This window comes from Gilliamella sp. WF3-4, from assembly GCF_001690275.1.
Classification (GTDB): Bacteria; Pseudomonadota; Gammaproteobacteria; order Enterobacterales; family Orbaceae; genus Gilliamella; species Gilliamella apicola_C.
The window spans coordinates 238179-253226 of sequence record NZ_LZGW01000017.1; the positions used below are offsets into that span (position 1 = coordinate 238179).

The window sequence follows — 15048 nt, forward strand, 5'->3', positions numbered from 1 at the left end:
TTGCTTATTTTATATTTGTGTTTAACTCATTCAATTGCTATTGAGTTAAACGGTTAATTGTGTGCTTTTATTCGTCAATAGGCTGATAAGGATCTTTAAATCCTAACTGCTGCATGATATTAATTTCGATATTTTCCATTTCTTCGGCTTCTTCGTCAAGAATATGATCATAACCCAGCAAATGTAAACAACCATGCACAATCATATGCGCCCAGTGTGAGGTTAGTGATTTATGTTGTTGTACAGCTTCAGTTTCCACAACTTGCTTACAAATAATGAGGTCGCCCAATAAAGGAACCTCAATCTCAACGGGAGATTCAAACGGAAAAGATAAAACATTAGTTGGTTTATCTTTATGGCGATAAGTATAATTTAACTGCTGGCTTTCTTGTTCATCAACAATACGGATAGTCAGCTCGGCGTTATCCATAAACTGAGGTAAAATAACGTCTAACCATTGCAAAATTTGTGCTTCGCTGGGTAAATTCTGTTGCTCTTTTGTAGCAATTTGTAAATCTAAAATAATGGCGCTCATCTTATTTTGTTGACCTTACGTTATTATTCACGGTGATAAGGATGATTAGCGGTTAAGCTCCAAGCTCGGTAGAGGCTTTCAGCCACAATAACACGCACTAAAGGGTGGGGAAGTGTCAAGGGCGACAGTGACCAACTCTGTTCTGCCGCTGCTTTGCAAGCTGGGGACAAGCCTTCTGGCCCACCAATTAATAAACTCACATCACGCCCATCGACTTTCCAGCGTTCTAACTGATCGGCTAAATGGTGCGTGGTATAAGGCTTACCTGGAATATCAAGCGTTACAATACGATTGCTTTTACCGCAAGCACCTAGCATTGCCTCGCCTTCTTTATCTAAAATTCGGACAATATCTGCATTTTTGGTGCGTTTGCCAGCGGGGATTTCAATAAGTTCTAAAGGCATATCTTTAGGGAATCGTGACTGATAATCACCAAAAGCAGTGGTAACCCAGTTTGGCATTTTATTGCCAACAGCAATAAGCTGTATTTTCACGTAATTAACTCCAAAGTTTCTCAAGTTCGTAAAGCTGGCGGCTTTCTTCTTGCATGATATGTACAATCACTGAATCCATATCAACTACAACCCAATCTGCATCACTTTTTCCTTCACTGCCTAATACCAAATGGCCTTGTTTTTTTGCTTCATCAAGCAAATGGTTGGCGATAGACGAAACATGACGGTTAGACGTCCCCGTACAAATAATCATATAATCAGTAATGCTTGATTTACCACGGACATCAAGGGTAACAATATCTTTACCTTTTAAATCATCAATTTTATCAATAATAAAATCTTGTAACGACTGTTGCAAAATAATCTCTCTTATTAAAAAATAAAGCGTCATTATAACATATATTATTAAAAATAACGGTGATGATAAAATTTGGCGAGAAATAGTTTGTCAAACAGTTTCAGATAATCTATGCATTTCAGTAAAAAGTTCGCAACCTAGTCTACACATAAAAACACTATTGTCTTCTCTACAAAAGCAGACATTCTTACGCTAAAAAATTATTCAGGAAAACAATTGATTTTATTAGTTTTTTATTTTATAAAAAATAATTCCTTTTTTACCCCAAAAGACTCATGCTATGCCTTGCTTGGTGCTAGCATCTGCCCCCAACAGTTTGAGGTACTATTTTGTCTGGGGAAAATTAGCGACAATGGCGACGCAAATTCTTATGAAAAAATTTGAACATCTGATCATTGCTTTACATATCATCATATACCCCATCTATTATATTATTGATATGTTTTTCTGGGTGCTTAATAAATTCTTTCCAAGAACAAATTTTAGCAAATATTTGATGCTCAGGATCGATATAGCAAATTGCCTTTTCTGCTGGAGACCAAACAATGTATAGCTCATAACCGTCAACTTCTTCTATCAAAGAAATTAGTTTTTTCCTTTTCCATTTCATCTCTAGCAAATCGATAAAATGATAAAAAGTCATGTATTTTGAATAACAATCTTTTCCTGAAAAATGAATTTTACCTGGCGATGTTTTAAGATATGTCAACATATCCGCAGGCATTTTATAGCTTTTTAGGCGCTTTAGTTTTTCTTGCTCATTATGCCATTCAATTGGCTCTAATGATTTTAGCAATTGCATCAAATTTGTATTTTTATTCGTTGCAGCAAGAGAATATGGGCGATCACCATATTTATCAGTAATGGTAATATCGGCTCCACATTTTATAAGATATTCGGCAAGTTCGGTGTGATCGTGTCTGACCGCTTCTATCAACGGTGTTGGAAAATAAGGGAAAACCATATCGGGTTGATGATAATTAACATCGGCTCCCATTTCTATCCACATTTTTGTTTCTTCTATGTTTCCATCTGATGCGCTGGACCTAAGCGCAGCACCGCCATATTGTTTTACCGTTACTCCGTATTGCTCAAATAGCGCTATATTTTCATAATTTTTCCCGTAATGAATGCGGATTAATATTTCCGAATATTTTTTTAGGGGAAGAAAATCAAGCGCATTATTTTTTAGCAAAAGATCTATAATTTTACCATCGCTATATTGTGCTGCCTTTTCGATAATGGTAAAACCACCGATATCCAAAGACACTTTATTTTCTAATAACCACTTAAAAACAGTAAAATTATTTGTGACAACAGCAAGCTCCAAAGGTGTTATATCTGTATATTCACCAAGGTGGATTTTTTCATTTATATCCCAGTTGGCATCATATAAACTTTGCATTTTTTCGATATTTGTTTCATATATGGCAACAGCTGGTTCAGGCATTGTTTCAAAGTTGCCAATGTGTTTTATGTTGTACATTTATAATCCTGTTTCATATTGTAAAAATACTTATTATTATATATATTTTCTGAATTTAGCTAAATTAAAACAGTAAATTAAACAAAACATTCTATTTTTTACTGTACTTTTAGAACACATTATAGTGCCAGATTTTTTAAGGAATTTTCCCAAATGAATAATAACAAACTTAATGAAATTAACCATTATTTATCGGATCCAATCAACTTTGATTTTTTAAAAGCATTAAATGCAGACCAAGCATTAGATCTAAGAGATGAACCTGAGTTTGATAATCAATGGATGAATAGCTTTAATACCTTAAACAAAAAAAGTTTTAAAAAGGACGAAATCGAACTTATTAATATATTAAGAGAAAAAGCATTCAAACTGTCTTTTCAACTAATTAATCATTTTGAAATTGCGTCTCAAATATCTGACGATATAGAACTAATAGCGAAAAGTTTTCTTGCTCAAGAATATAATAACTGGGCAATTACGCACTTATGGTCGGCTTATAAAAACAAAGAATTTCCAGTATAAATAGCCCAACGCCTAACAAAACAAACAAAAACAAAACGATAATAGGCATATTTTTATGGGCAAGAAACAATTAATTATTGATGAACAAAAATACCCAATCGCATGGCGATTTAACGCTAAAGATTGCTTGCTATCGCTTGATGAAAAGAGAAAAATTACTTACCTTCATTTAGGAGAATCAGCTTAGAAGAATTCAATCACTTTTGGAACGTAACATTTCCATTTAACCACTTAACCCCAATGCCCCATCCTTTTGTTCTGTTATAGAAAAAACGAATTTAGACTTTAATGCCCCCAAAAAACTCGTTATTTTTTAACAACAAACTCACCGATACCGCATTAATTTTTTCGGCAAACAAGCAAGCGCCATTGTTCCAGCGAATATTTTTATAAGATTCTAGAAAGACTTTTTCTACCCTAATGATGAAACAAGCATTCTTTTAATAACAATAAAAATAAAATCATTTTTTCTTATGAAGGCACCTCTTTTTATGCAGAGATCTTAAATGGATAAAAGGCCGAAAAAGGTTGAATTACGACAAATAGCACCTTACCTGTTGGTGGCATATTCTGGGGCTGAGTAAGTATGGCGTTAGGTTTGTTGGGTAAAAATCGGTGATTTTTATAAAAAACAAAAAATAAAAACTTCAATAAAATCAATGGGTTTTCTGACTTGTTTTTAAGTGCAAAAATGCCCCATTTTTCACGCTCTTTCGTGTTTATAATTTTATTCAAAATTATTTAATAACATAATGATTTTATTTGTATTAATTCAATAAAGTTTGCGTGTGCTTTAATCTATTTAATCAAATCGTGTTTAATTATTAGGAATCTTCTTGAATAAGTCTTTAAAATTTGATAGTTTACAGGAAAGATTTTTAACATTAAAAACACTAAAAAGAAGGTAATTGTTATGACTATTAAAGTAGGTATTAATGGTTTCGGCCGTATCGGTCGTATTGTTTTCCGCGCTGCTCAAAAACGTTCAGACATCGAAATCGTTGCTATCAATGACTTATTAGATGTTGAATATATGGCTTACATGCTTAAATATGATTCAACTCATGGTCGTTTTGATGGTACTGTTGAAGTTAAAGACGGTAAATTAGTGGTTAACGGTAAAACAATCCGTGTTACTGCAGAACGTGATCCTGCAAACTTAAAATGGGACGAAGTGGGTGTTGATGTTGTTGCTGAAGCAACTGGTTTATTCTTAACTGACGAAACTGCTCGCAAACATATCCAAGCTGGTGCCAAGAAAGTTGTTTTAACTGGTCCTTCAAAAGACAACACGCCAATGTTCGTTATTGGTGTTAATGATAAAGAATATGCTGGTCAAGATATCGTTTCTAATGCGTCATGTACGACTAACTGTTTAGCGCCTTTAGCTAAAGTTATTAATGATAACTTTGGTATTGTTGAAGCATTAATGACAACCGTTCATGCAACAACTGCAACTCAAAAAACAGTTGATGGTCCATCTCATAAAGATTGGCGTGGTGGTCGTGGTGCGGCTCAAAACATCATCCCTTCATCAACTGGTGCGGCTAAAGCGGTAGGTAAAGTTATTCCTGAGTTAAACGGTAAATTAACAGGTATGGCTTTCCGCGTTCCAACACCAGACGTTTCTGTTGTTGACTTAACTGCTCGTTTAGAAAAACCAGCTAAATACGAAGATATCTGTAAAGCAATCAAAGCGGCTGCTGAAGGCCCAATGAAAGGCGTGCTTGGCTATACTGAAGATGACGTTGTGTCTACCGATTTCTTAGGTGAAGTTTGTACATCTGTATTTGATGCTAAAGCAGGTATCCAATTAAGCGATAACTTCGTTAAATTAGTATCTTGGTATGATAATGAAGTTGGTTATTCAAACAAAGTATTAGATTTAATTGCTGTTGTTTCTAAATAATTAGCATTTAACTTGGTTAAAAAGCGACTTTTGGGTCGCTTTTTTTATGCTAAATTTTGAGTAATTTTAGATTTATTTGGCATAAAAAACGCCCACCTTTTAAGGTGAGCGTTTTGCTAGTATGGAAATAAATTAGTTAGATAAACTAAATAACAACAACTTCAGCTGCTGCTGGTCCACGAGGGCTATCTTGGATCGCAAATTCAACTTGTTGCCCTTCAGCTAAGGTTTTAAAGCCATCACCTGAAATAGCAGAAAAATGAACGAATACATCTTTGCTTCCATCCGCAGGAGTTATAAAACCAAAACCCTTACTTTCGTTAAACCATTTTACTTGGCCTGTTTTTTTATTCATTTACTAGACATCCTAACAATAATTAATAATTAGCCTTTTAGGCTCGTATGGGCTTTAACACTGTATTAATTATGTAACTCAAAACCATGATAAAGCTATCAAAATTACATTATTAAAGTTAATTGATTTCATAATTTCAACGTTGTTGTTTACCCAGTGCTATTACCGCATAAATTATAATCAAAAGCAAGATGTTAATAATAATTTTTTTTCTTAGAACATGGTTTTTTCTTAAATTTTTAGATAATTACTTAGAAATTGATAAAAGACAAATTATTGCATGATTCAAGCGCTGAAATTACTTCAAAAGTTGGCGTATTATAAAATAAAAAGCCATAAAATATTATTTTATGGCTTTGGATTAACAGTGACTTTTTTGTTATTCAATTTTATTTGTTTTTTGCTCGTTCAAATGACTCAAGTATTTCTTTACGAGCGGCATCGGCATTGTCCCAACCGTCAACTTTTACCCATTTACCTTTTTCTAACGCTTTGTATTGCTCAAAAAAGTGTTTGATTTGTGATTTAAGTAGTTCAGGTAAATCATCAACATCTTTAATGTGATCATATTCTTTTGACAGTTTAGTATGAGGTACAGCAACAAGTTTTGCATCTTGGCCTGCTTCGTCTGTCATTTTTAATACACCAACAGGTCGACAACGAATCACTGAGCCTGGTTGTAATGGATATGGTGTTGGGACTAAGACATCAACAGGATCACCATCTAATGATAATGTATTATTGATATAACCATAGTTGCATGGGTAAAACATCGCTGTTGCCATAAAACGGTCAACAAATACAGCACCAGTATCTTTATCGACTTCATATTTTATTGGATCAGCATTAGCCGGAATTTCAATCACAACGTAAATATCATCAGGTAATTCTTTACCAGCAGGTACATTTAAAAGTCCCATTTTTGTATCCTCTATCTAAGTTAGTATAGTGTTTGTTAATAACAGTAAGCGCACATTATAAAGATTATTCTGTATCGCTCAATTCTTTTAAATATTGAAAAATTTGCCTTGCCGTTTTGGTAGGTTTATTGGCTTCTTGCTCTTTTTTGGCTAAACGCGCTAAGGTGCGTAGTTGCTGGCGATTGGCTGTTGGATATATGCTCATGATAGTTTCCGCATCGCCTGTCGCAATCAGGTCATCTCGTAGTTTTTCGAGTTTATGAAATAAAGAAATTTGTTGATTGTGACGATTTTTGAGCTTATCAAGGGCTTGGCTAATGGGATCAATATCTCGGCTACGTAGTAGCTTGCCAATGTATTGGATTTGTCTGCGATACCCTTCTTTTTTTATTTTCTGAGCAAGTTCAATAGCATAAATAAGATCTTCATCGAGAGGAATTTTTTCCAGTTCGTTTTTGCTTAAATTAACAAGCTCAACACCTAATTTTTTTAGCGCTTCCGCATCACGTTTGATTTCGCTTTTACTAACGTAAATGATTTCATCGTCTTGGGTGTCAATAGCAAAGTTGGGTTCTAAATTTGTCTCTTGATTATGATTCATGTTATTTCTTTTGTTAACTAATATTCAATTCTAGCTTATTATAACGTATCACTAGCAGAATTGTAGAAAATAATAAATGAGTATTGAACAAATTAAAAAAGAAGCGATAAACCAGAAAGAAAATTTATCAGCTATTGTCGCTAATGCTATTAAGCAAGCAAAGTCACGAGTGGATGCCGTTGAAGTATCGATTAATCAATCAACGGGTATTAGTGTTAGCACCCGAATGGGGGATACCGAAAATGTTGAATTTAATAGTGATGGAGCTTTATCCATTACTGTTTATCAAAACCAACGTAAAGGCAGTGCATCAACCAATGATTTATCCCCTTCGGCGATTTTGCAAACGGTGGATATGGCGATTAATATTATGCAATATACATCGCCCGATCCTTGTTCTGGTTTGGGCGATGTAAGCCAAATGGCATTTAATCCTCCTGATTTGGATTTATTTTATCCAAGTGATTTAAATGTCGATAATGCCATTGAACAGGCAAAGCAAGCTGAATTAACCGCGCTCAATCATTCAAAACTAATTAGCACTGATGGTGGTTATTTTAGTAGCCGATATGGTGTTTATGTTTATGGTAATAGTTTAGGAATGCTACAAGGTTATTGTGCAAGTTCACATTCGCTTTCATGTTCAGTTATTGCCGAACAAGCAGGACAGATGGAAAGCAATTATGCTTATACCTCATCACGTGATTTCAGTGAATTAAAATCAGCAAGTTGGGTGGGTACGCAAGCAGCTGACAGAGCAATATCGCATTTAGGTGCTAAGCAAATCGCAACCATGCAAGCTCCAGTACTGTTTAGTGCTGAAGTTGCTGTTGGGCTTATTAGGCATTTAGTCAGTGCCATCAGTGGTGGCGCAATCTATCGTAAATCCTCATTTTTATTAGACTCTGTTGGGCAGGCTATTTTTCCTAAATGGCTGACTATTTATGAAGATCCTTATATTTTAAAAGGTATTGGCTCTTCGCCTTTTGATAGTGAGGGTACAAAAACAGTTAAGCGTAATATTGTTGAGCAAGGCGTGTTGCAAACTTATTTATTAAGTAATTATTCAGCGCGTAAATTGGGTTTAACATCAACAGGTCATGCTGGTGGGATTCATAATTGGCTTATCTCGCCTAGCCAAACTCATGCTAGCTTTGATGATATGCTTAAAAAACTGGATAAAGGCGTTGTCGTTACTTCGTTAATGGGACAAGGTGTTAATAGTGTAACTGGCGATTATTCACGCGGAGCCACTGGATTTTGGGTTGAAAATGGGCAAATCCAATATCCTGTTAGCGAAATTACGATTGCCGGCAATCTTAAAGATATGTATAAAAACATTGTGGCAATAGGTAATGATGTCGAAACGAGAACTAATATTCAATGTGGTTCGATTTTGATTGATGATATGAGCATAGCTGGAAAATAAGGATTAGTATGGGTCGTTTTTTTAACAATGCTTTTTTTCAAAAATTAGCTTTGTGGATGCCAGGATTAAGTAGCCTATTACAGTATAAGCGAGAATATCTTAATTTTGACATTAAGGCGGGGTTATCGGTTGCGGCAGTTTCGTTACCAGTGTCAATTGCTTATGCTGAATTGACAGGTGTTGGTGCGATAGCAGGACTATATTCGACCATTTTGCCTTTAATTGTCTATGCGCTTTTTGGATCTTCGAAACAACTGATTGTCGGACCTGATACGGCAACATGTGCTGTCGTTGCGGCTGTTGTGTTGCCGTTAGCAGCTAATGATCCCATATTACGTTGGCAATTAGTCATGATATTAACAATAATGATTGGTATTTGGTGTATTATCGCAGGAAAGCTACATCTTGGCGCTTTGGCTGACTTGCTTAGCCAGCCTATTTTAATTGGTTTGCTTAATGGCATTTCAATCACCATTATGGTTGATCAGTTAGCAAAAACACTTGGTTTTAGTTATGATTATTCTTATCTGATTGAGCGAATTGTTTATTTACCTTTTAAAATATCGCAAATCCATATAGCCACGGCACTGGTTTCATTTTTTACTTTGTTTATATTAATTGCTTTAAAGCGATTAAAACCGTTATATCCAGCGCCATTATTAGCCGTCATTGTGATGACATTTTTTTCATGGTTATTTAATTTTGAGTATTTTAATATCCGTATTATTGGTAATGTGAGTGGAGAGTTTATCCCTGCCAAATCATGGCTTGATTTTGATAAAGGGTTGATGCGTGATTTAGTTGTTCCCTCACTGAATATTGCTATCATTTGTTTTGTCAGTATGATGATAACCGTGCGCAGTTTCGCATCCAAAAATAACTATGAAACCAACGCTGATATCGAATTTAAAGCGCTAGGTATGGCTAATATTGTAGCGGGGTTATCACAAGGTTTTGTTGTTAGTGGCACCTCATCAAGAACTGCTGTTAATGATGCCAATGGTGGTAAAACTCAGTTAGTTTCAATTATTGCTGCTATATTAATTGGTATTGTCGTGTTGTTTTTTCTTTCGCCTTTACAATATATTCCCACTTGTGTATTAGGCATAATTTTGATTTATTCATCCATTTCGTTAATTAATTTTCAAACAATCATCCGCTTTTTTAAATTTGATCGAGATGCGTTTTATTTAAGTTTAACAACACTGATTTCAGTTCTTGTGATAGGTATTATTCCCGGTATGGCCCTGTCGGTGTTACTTGGGATATTTTTATTTTTGCGCCGTGTCTTTAGGCCGAAAGATCAATTGTTAGGTGTTGATGCAAGTGGTCGAATTCATTCAATAAGCCAAGGTGTTAAACCAATCAATAATACTCTGATTTATCGATTTAACTCTCCACTAACTTATTTTAATATTGCCTATTTTAAACGGAGAATTATTAGTTATATTGATGAAGCAAAAGAGCCAATAAACTATGTGATTGTTGATGCAATTCCTTGTTTTACTTATAAAGACGTGAGTGTGTTGTCAGGAATTGATGAATTAGTAAGATCCTTAAAAGTAAGAAACACCATGTTAATCTTATCCGGTCGGCGTAAAACACTCAAAAATTGGTTTAAACAAATGAATATTAAGCTTGATAACGATCATATTGATTTTGCTTATGATCTTTATTTTGCTGTGAGATTAGTGCAAAGTAAAGAGCATATGGATAATAAAATTGATGATGAATATGAAAAGTTATCGTAATCAATGATAAGAACCTAGCAATTTTTTATTATCTAAGATCCCTTTATTTCAATGTATAAAACAATATTAATATAGACAAATCACTACAAATTTAAGTAGAATATCAGATCTTTCAAATGAAGCATTTTAGTAAACAATTTAGAGGTAAAAATGGCACGTGTAACTGTTCAAGATGCAGTAGAAAAAATTGGTAATCGCTTTGATCTCGTTATTGTAGCAGCAAGACGCGCTCGTCAATTACAAGTTGAAAATAAATCACCGCTTGTTCCAGAAGAAAACGACAAAGAAACGGTTGTTGCTTTACGCGAAATTGAAGAAGGGCTTGTTAATAAACAAATTCTTGATATTGCTGATTTCCAAGCGCGTCAAGATGAAGAAGCAGAAGCACGTGCAACACTTCATGAGTCGATTCTTCTCGAAAACACACCATCATACGAATAAGCTTTACAGGAATTGCTTATGCAATATTTTGATAGCTTAAAAGAGGTTGTAGCATCTTATCTTCCTGCTAAAAAAGTAGAATTGATACAAGATGCTTATCTTTTTGCTAAAAATGCACATGAAGGGCAATTCCGATGTAGTGGTGAGCCTTACATCATCCACCCGGTTGCAGTTGCAACAAATTTAGCCGAGATGCGGCTTGATTATGAAACAATTATTGCCGCACTTTTACACGACACCATCGAAGACACCCCCGTCACATTTCAAGATATTACAATCAAATTTGGTCAACATGTTGCCATTTTAGTTGAGGGCGTGTCGAAATTAGACAAATTAAAATTTCGTAATAGACAAGAGGCTCAAGCTGAAAATTTTCGGAAAATGGTGCTTGCCATGACCGAAGATGTGCGCGTTATTTTAATTAAGCTTGCTGATCGCACCCATAACATGCGTACACTTGGTGCTTTAAGACCAGAAAAACGCCGTCGCATTGCCAAAGAGACTTTAGAAATTTATGCCCCTTTAGCTCATCGTTTGGGCATTAATCATATTAAAACAGAGCTTGAGATTTTGAGCTTTACTGCAATGCATCCAAATCGTGCCCAAGTGATTGAAAAAGTAATTAAAACGGCGCGAAATACACGAAAAGAGCTTATACAACAAATTTTGTCTGAAATACGTAACCGGTTATTAGATGCTCATATTGACGCGGAAGTTACTGGTATCGAAAAAAATATTTATGCGATTTATCAAAAGATGAAATTGCGTGAGCAGCAATTTCATTCCATTATGGATATTTATACGTTTAGAATTGTAGTAAAGGACGTTGATGCTTGTTATCGCGCTCTTGGGTTAGTGCATAATCTTTATAAGCCACGACTTAATCGTTTTAAAGACTATATTGCGATCCCCAAAGCGAATGGTTATCAGTCGTTACATTCATCATTAATTGGACCTCATGGAACACCTGTTGAAGTACAAATCCGCACTGAAGATATGGATCAAATGGCTGAAATGGGTGTTGCTGCGCATTGGGCATATAACGAAACCGATGAAATGAACAATACTACCACGCAAATTAAAGCTCAGCGTTGGATGCAAAGTTTATTAGAATTACAACAAAGTGTGGGTAACTCTTTCGAATTTATCGAAAATGTAAAGTCTGATCTGTTTCCTAAAGAAATTTACGTTTTTACCCCTAAAGGGCGTATTGTTCAGCTACCTGAAGGTGCAACAGCAGTTGATCTTGCCTATGCAGTCCATTCTGATATTGGTTATCAGTGCATTGGTGCAATTGTTGATCGTAAACCTTATCCTTTATCGCAACCATTAAGTAGTGGTCAAACCGTTGAAATTATTACTTCATCAGAAGGGCGACCTAATGCTAATTGGTTAAGCTTTGTAGTTAGTGCTAAAGCGAAGTCTCGAATTCGTCATGCGCTTAGAACACTTAAACGTGAAGATGCAATTAAATTGGGACGGCGTTTGCTCGATCTTTCGTTAGTTAAATCTGGCGGTATTAGTGAGTTATCATCAAGCCAAAAAGCTCGTGCAGCTGAGTTAGCTAAATTGCCAACTTTTGATGATGTTTTGTCCGAAATTGGGCTAGGCAATATTATGAGCCATTTTATAGCTAAAGGATTAGAACATAAATCGCTATTACAAAATAAAACAGAACCCAATAAAACACTAGTTATCACGGGTAGTGAAGGCGTTTTGGTTACGTTTTCTAAATGTTGCCATCCTATTCCAAACGATCCTATCGTGGGACATGTCAGCCCAGAAAAGGGGCTGATAGTGCATCACGAATCTTGCCGAAATATTTCAGACTATCAAAATAATCCAGAAAAATATATTCCGCTTAAATGGGCGCCAGATATTTCTCAACGCTTTGTTGTTGAAATTTGGGTTGATATTTTAAATGTTCAAGGCGCTTTAGCGAATCTCCTTTCAATTATTAATGGTGAAAATACCCACTTGCAGTGGTTAAATACCGAAGAAAAAGACAGACAAATTTATACCATCATTTTGCAAATAGAAGTGAAAAACACTCAGCAACTTAATGAATTAATGCGGAAAATATCGCTACAGCCCGATGTAGTGAGCGTGACACGAAATATAAATTAGTCATTATGATAAAGCGATTTTTTGATCATTTGCCGTTGATAAAATTAACGGGGATTGGTGCAAGTTTAGAAAAAAAATTTAATACATTAGGTATTTATACCGTCAAAGATCTGTTATTGCATTTTCCTTTACGTTACGAAGATCGTACGTCGTCTTGTTCCATTGGTGATGCGGTTATTGGTGAGTTCACTACAATTGAAGGCGCTATAATCAAAAGTGAAGTTGCCTTTAAGCGTCGACAAATGTTAATTTGCTATATTCAAGATGATTCAGGCATTGCCGTATTAAGATTCATGCATTTTACACCCAGCATGAAAGCTTCGTTGATTAAAGGAAAATGGGTGAGTGCGTATGGCGAGATAAAACGTGGCAAAAATTATATTGAAATTATCCATCCACAATTTAAATTTAAAGCCAATGGAAACGAGTCATCAGTCAGGTTAGATGATACTCAAGAAAAATATACACCTATTTATTCAACGACCTATGGACTATCTCAAGCATTGATTCGACGGTCAATCATGGCAGCACTTTTGTTGTTAAAAAATAATCCACCTAATGAAATTTTACCAGCAAAGCTAGCATGCCACTTTTTGCCAGTATTGGATTCTTTAAATATTGTACATAACCCGCCTATTGATACTCATATTGAACAATTAATGTCGGGCGAACACCCTGCTATTAAACGATTTATTTTTGAAGAATTGATTGCTTATCATTTAAGTATGTTGATGCTAAAAAAGCATAATCAAAAACAGCAAGCACATCTGTTTTCTCCAAATCAATGTTTGATTAAACCGTTTTTATCATCATTGCCTTTTACACCCACTTGTGCTCAGCAACGTGTTGTGCAAGAGATTTATCAAGACATGGCAAAACCAGTACCTATGATGCGATTAATTCAGGGGGATGTTGGTTCAGGCAAAACATTAGTTGCTGCATTAGCTGCATTAAATGCTATTGAAAATGGTTGTCAGGTAGTATTAATGGCGCCGACAGAAATATTAGCAGAGCAACATTATAACAATTTTAGTACTTGGTTTGCACCGTTGGGGATTAGTGTTGATCTGTTGTCGGGGCGATTAACGGCTAAACATAAACGACAGTGTTATGAACGTATTCAAAATGGTGACAGCACGTTATTAATTGGTACTCATGCGGTGTTTGTTGATAAAGTAGAGTTTAACTCGTTAGGATTAGTCATTATTGATGAACAGCATCGCTTTGGTGTAAACCAACGTCTAAGCTTGTGGGAAAAAGGTATTAAAGATAATTTCTTCCCTCATCAATTAATTATGACCGCAACACCTATTCCTCGAACACTAGCAATGACCGTTTATGCTGATTTAGATGTTTCAGTCATTGATGAATTACCACCAGGGCGAACACCAATTACTACGGTAGTAATACCGAATACTCGTCGAGATGAAATTATTGAACGGGTAAACCAAGCTTGTTTAGCAAATCGCCAAGTTTATTGGGTGTGTACTTTAGTTGAAGAGTCCGAAACACTTGATGCGCAAGCGGCCGAAATGCTGGTTACCGAATTACAAGCCCGTTTACCCCATTTAAGTATTGCGTTAGTGCATGGCAAAATGAAATCGGATTTAAAACAATCAGTCATGCAAGATTTTAAAGCTGGGAACATCCAATTACTTGTTGCAACAACAGTTATTGAGGTTGGTGTTGATGTGCCTAATGCGAGCTTAATGATCATTGAAAATGCTGAACGATTGGGTTTAGCTCAATTGCATCAATTACGTGGACGAGTTGGGCGAGGATCAGCCGTATCGCATTGTGTATTGATGTATCAAGCCCCCCTAAGTAAAGTTGCTCAAGCACGCATGAAGGTGATGCGTGAAAGTAATGATGGTTTTGTTATTGCACAAAAAGATCTTGAACTTCGTGGTAGTGGCGAAATCTTAGGTACCCGGCAAATGGGTATCGCTAATTTTAAGGTTGTTGATTTGGTTCGTGATCAACATTTGATTAGCCAAGTGCAACAAGCCTCTTACGACATTCAAAAGAACTACCCACAAAGTGCCACTCAACTAATTGATTGCTGGCTGCCAGATCGTGAAAGATACATTAATGTTTAATTAATTGGGGTAAAGAGATTGATGTGTGGACGGTAGAAAGTGTTGTTTGAATCAGTCCAC

At 35.5% G+C, this 15048-nt stretch carries 15 protein-coding genes; 8 read left to right on the plus strand and 7 right to left on the minus strand.

Features of this window, described 5'->3' with window-relative positions:
• Positions 1-67 precede the first annotated feature (67 nt).
• The 4 genes from ybeY to A9G47_RS04445 all read right to left on the minus strand — a co-directional run bounded on the left by ybeY (position 68) and on the right by A9G47_RS04445 (position 2834).
• A complete protein-coding gene (ybeY, locus tag A9G47_RS04430) occupies positions 68-535 on the minus strand; it encodes an rRNA maturation RNase YbeY (RefSeq protein ID WP_065642275.1) in 468 nt (155 codons plus the stop codon).
• A 23-nt stretch (positions 536-558) separates the two neighbouring features.
• On the minus strand, positions 559-1029 hold the full coding sequence (rlmH, locus tag A9G47_RS04435; protein WP_065567926.1) for a 23S rRNA (pseudouridine(1915)-N(3))-methyltransferase RlmH: 471 nt from the start codon (positions 1027-1029) through the stop codon (positions 559-561).
• Positions 1030-1033: 4 nt separating this feature from the next.
• The gene (gene rsfS / locus A9G47_RS04440) at positions 1034-1381 is read right to left on the minus strand and encodes a ribosome silencing factor (protein WP_065567927.1); all 348 of its coding nucleotides are present in this window, start codon (positions 1379-1381) and stop codon (positions 1034-1036) included.
• A gap of 367 nt (positions 1382-1748) precedes the next feature.
• On the minus strand, positions 1749-2834 hold the full coding sequence (locus A9G47_RS04445) for an ankyrin repeat domain-containing protein (RefSeq protein ID WP_065642276.1): 1086 nt from the start codon (positions 2832-2834) through the stop codon (positions 1749-1751).
• Positions 2835-2987: 153 nt separating this feature from the next.
• On the opposite strand from A9G47_RS04445, the gene A9G47_RS04450 reads away from it, so the two are divergent.
• From A9G47_RS04450 to gapA, 3 genes are all read left to right on the plus strand, one after another.
• On the plus strand, positions 2988-3356 hold the full coding sequence (locus tag A9G47_RS04450; protein ID WP_065642277.1) for a hypothetical protein: 369 nt from the start codon (positions 2988-2990) through the stop codon (positions 3354-3356).
• 55 nt (positions 3357-3411) lie between these two features.
• Complete coding sequence (locus A9G47_RS14605; protein ID WP_255309202.1) at positions 3412-3543, plus strand: hypothetical protein; 132 nt, start codon at positions 3412-3414, stop codon at positions 3541-3543.
• A 726-nt stretch (positions 3544-4269) separates the two neighbouring features.
• A complete protein-coding gene (gapA, locus tag A9G47_RS04455; RefSeq protein ID WP_065567930.1) occupies positions 4270-5265 on the plus strand; it encodes a glyceraldehyde-3-phosphate dehydrogenase in 996 nt (331 codons plus the stop codon).
• Positions 5266-5410: 145 nt separating this feature from the next.
• Here the strand turns inward: gapA and cspE are convergent, their stop codons facing one another.
• From cspE to yjgA, 3 genes are all read right to left on the minus strand, one after another.
• Positions 5411-5620 carry a transcription antiterminator/RNA stability regulator CspE gene (cspE, locus tag A9G47_RS04460; RefSeq protein ID WP_025315032.1) on the minus strand — a complete coding sequence of 70 codons (210 nt, stop codon included), beginning with the start codon at positions 5618-5620 and terminating at the stop codon, positions 5411-5413.
• 389 nt (positions 5621-6009) lie between these two features.
• Positions 6010-6540 carry an inorganic diphosphatase gene (gene ppa, locus A9G47_RS04465; protein WP_065567931.1) on the minus strand — a complete coding sequence of 177 codons (531 nt, stop codon included), beginning with the start codon at positions 6538-6540 and terminating at the stop codon, positions 6010-6012.
• Between the two features lie 64 nt (positions 6541-6604).
• Positions 6605-7141 (minus strand): ribosome biogenesis factor YjgA, encoded by a 537-nt coding sequence (gene yjgA / locus A9G47_RS04470; RefSeq protein ID WP_065642278.1) that lies wholly within the window; start codon positions 7139-7141, stop codon positions 6605-6607.
• Between the two features lie 76 nt (positions 7142-7217).
• Between yjgA and pmbA the strand changes: the two genes are divergently transcribed.
• The 5 genes from pmbA (at position 7218) to recG (ending at position 14988) form a co-directional block, all read left to right on the plus strand.
• Positions 7218-8570, plus strand: coding sequence for a metalloprotease PmbA (gene pmbA / locus A9G47_RS04475; RefSeq protein ID WP_065642279.1), 1353 nt, complete (start codon positions 7218-7220; stop codon positions 8568-8570).
• Between the two features lie 8 nt (positions 8571-8578).
• Positions 8579-10321 carry a SulP family inorganic anion transporter gene (locus tag A9G47_RS04480; protein ID WP_141673681.1) on the plus strand — a complete coding sequence of 581 codons (1743 nt, stop codon included), beginning with the start codon at positions 8579-8581 and terminating at the stop codon, positions 10319-10321.
• A gap of 150 nt (positions 10322-10471) precedes the next feature.
• Positions 10472-10762 carry a DNA-directed RNA polymerase subunit omega gene (rpoZ, locus tag A9G47_RS04485; protein WP_065567934.1) on the plus strand — a complete coding sequence of 97 codons (291 nt, stop codon included), beginning with the start codon at positions 10472-10474 and terminating at the stop codon, positions 10760-10762.
• Positions 10763-10780: 18 nt separating this feature from the next.
• Positions 10781-12889, plus strand: a complete 2109-nt coding sequence (gene spoT / locus A9G47_RS04490) for a bifunctional GTP diphosphokinase/guanosine-3',5'-bis pyrophosphate 3'-pyrophosphohydrolase (protein WP_065567935.1) — start codon at positions 10781-10783, stop codon at positions 12887-12889.
• A gap of 5 nt (positions 12890-12894) precedes the next feature.
• Positions 12895-14988 (plus strand): ATP-dependent DNA helicase RecG, encoded by a 2094-nt coding sequence (gene recG, locus A9G47_RS04495; protein WP_065642280.1) that lies wholly within the window; start codon positions 12895-12897, stop codon positions 14986-14988.
• Positions 14989-15048: the final 60 nt, after the last annotated feature.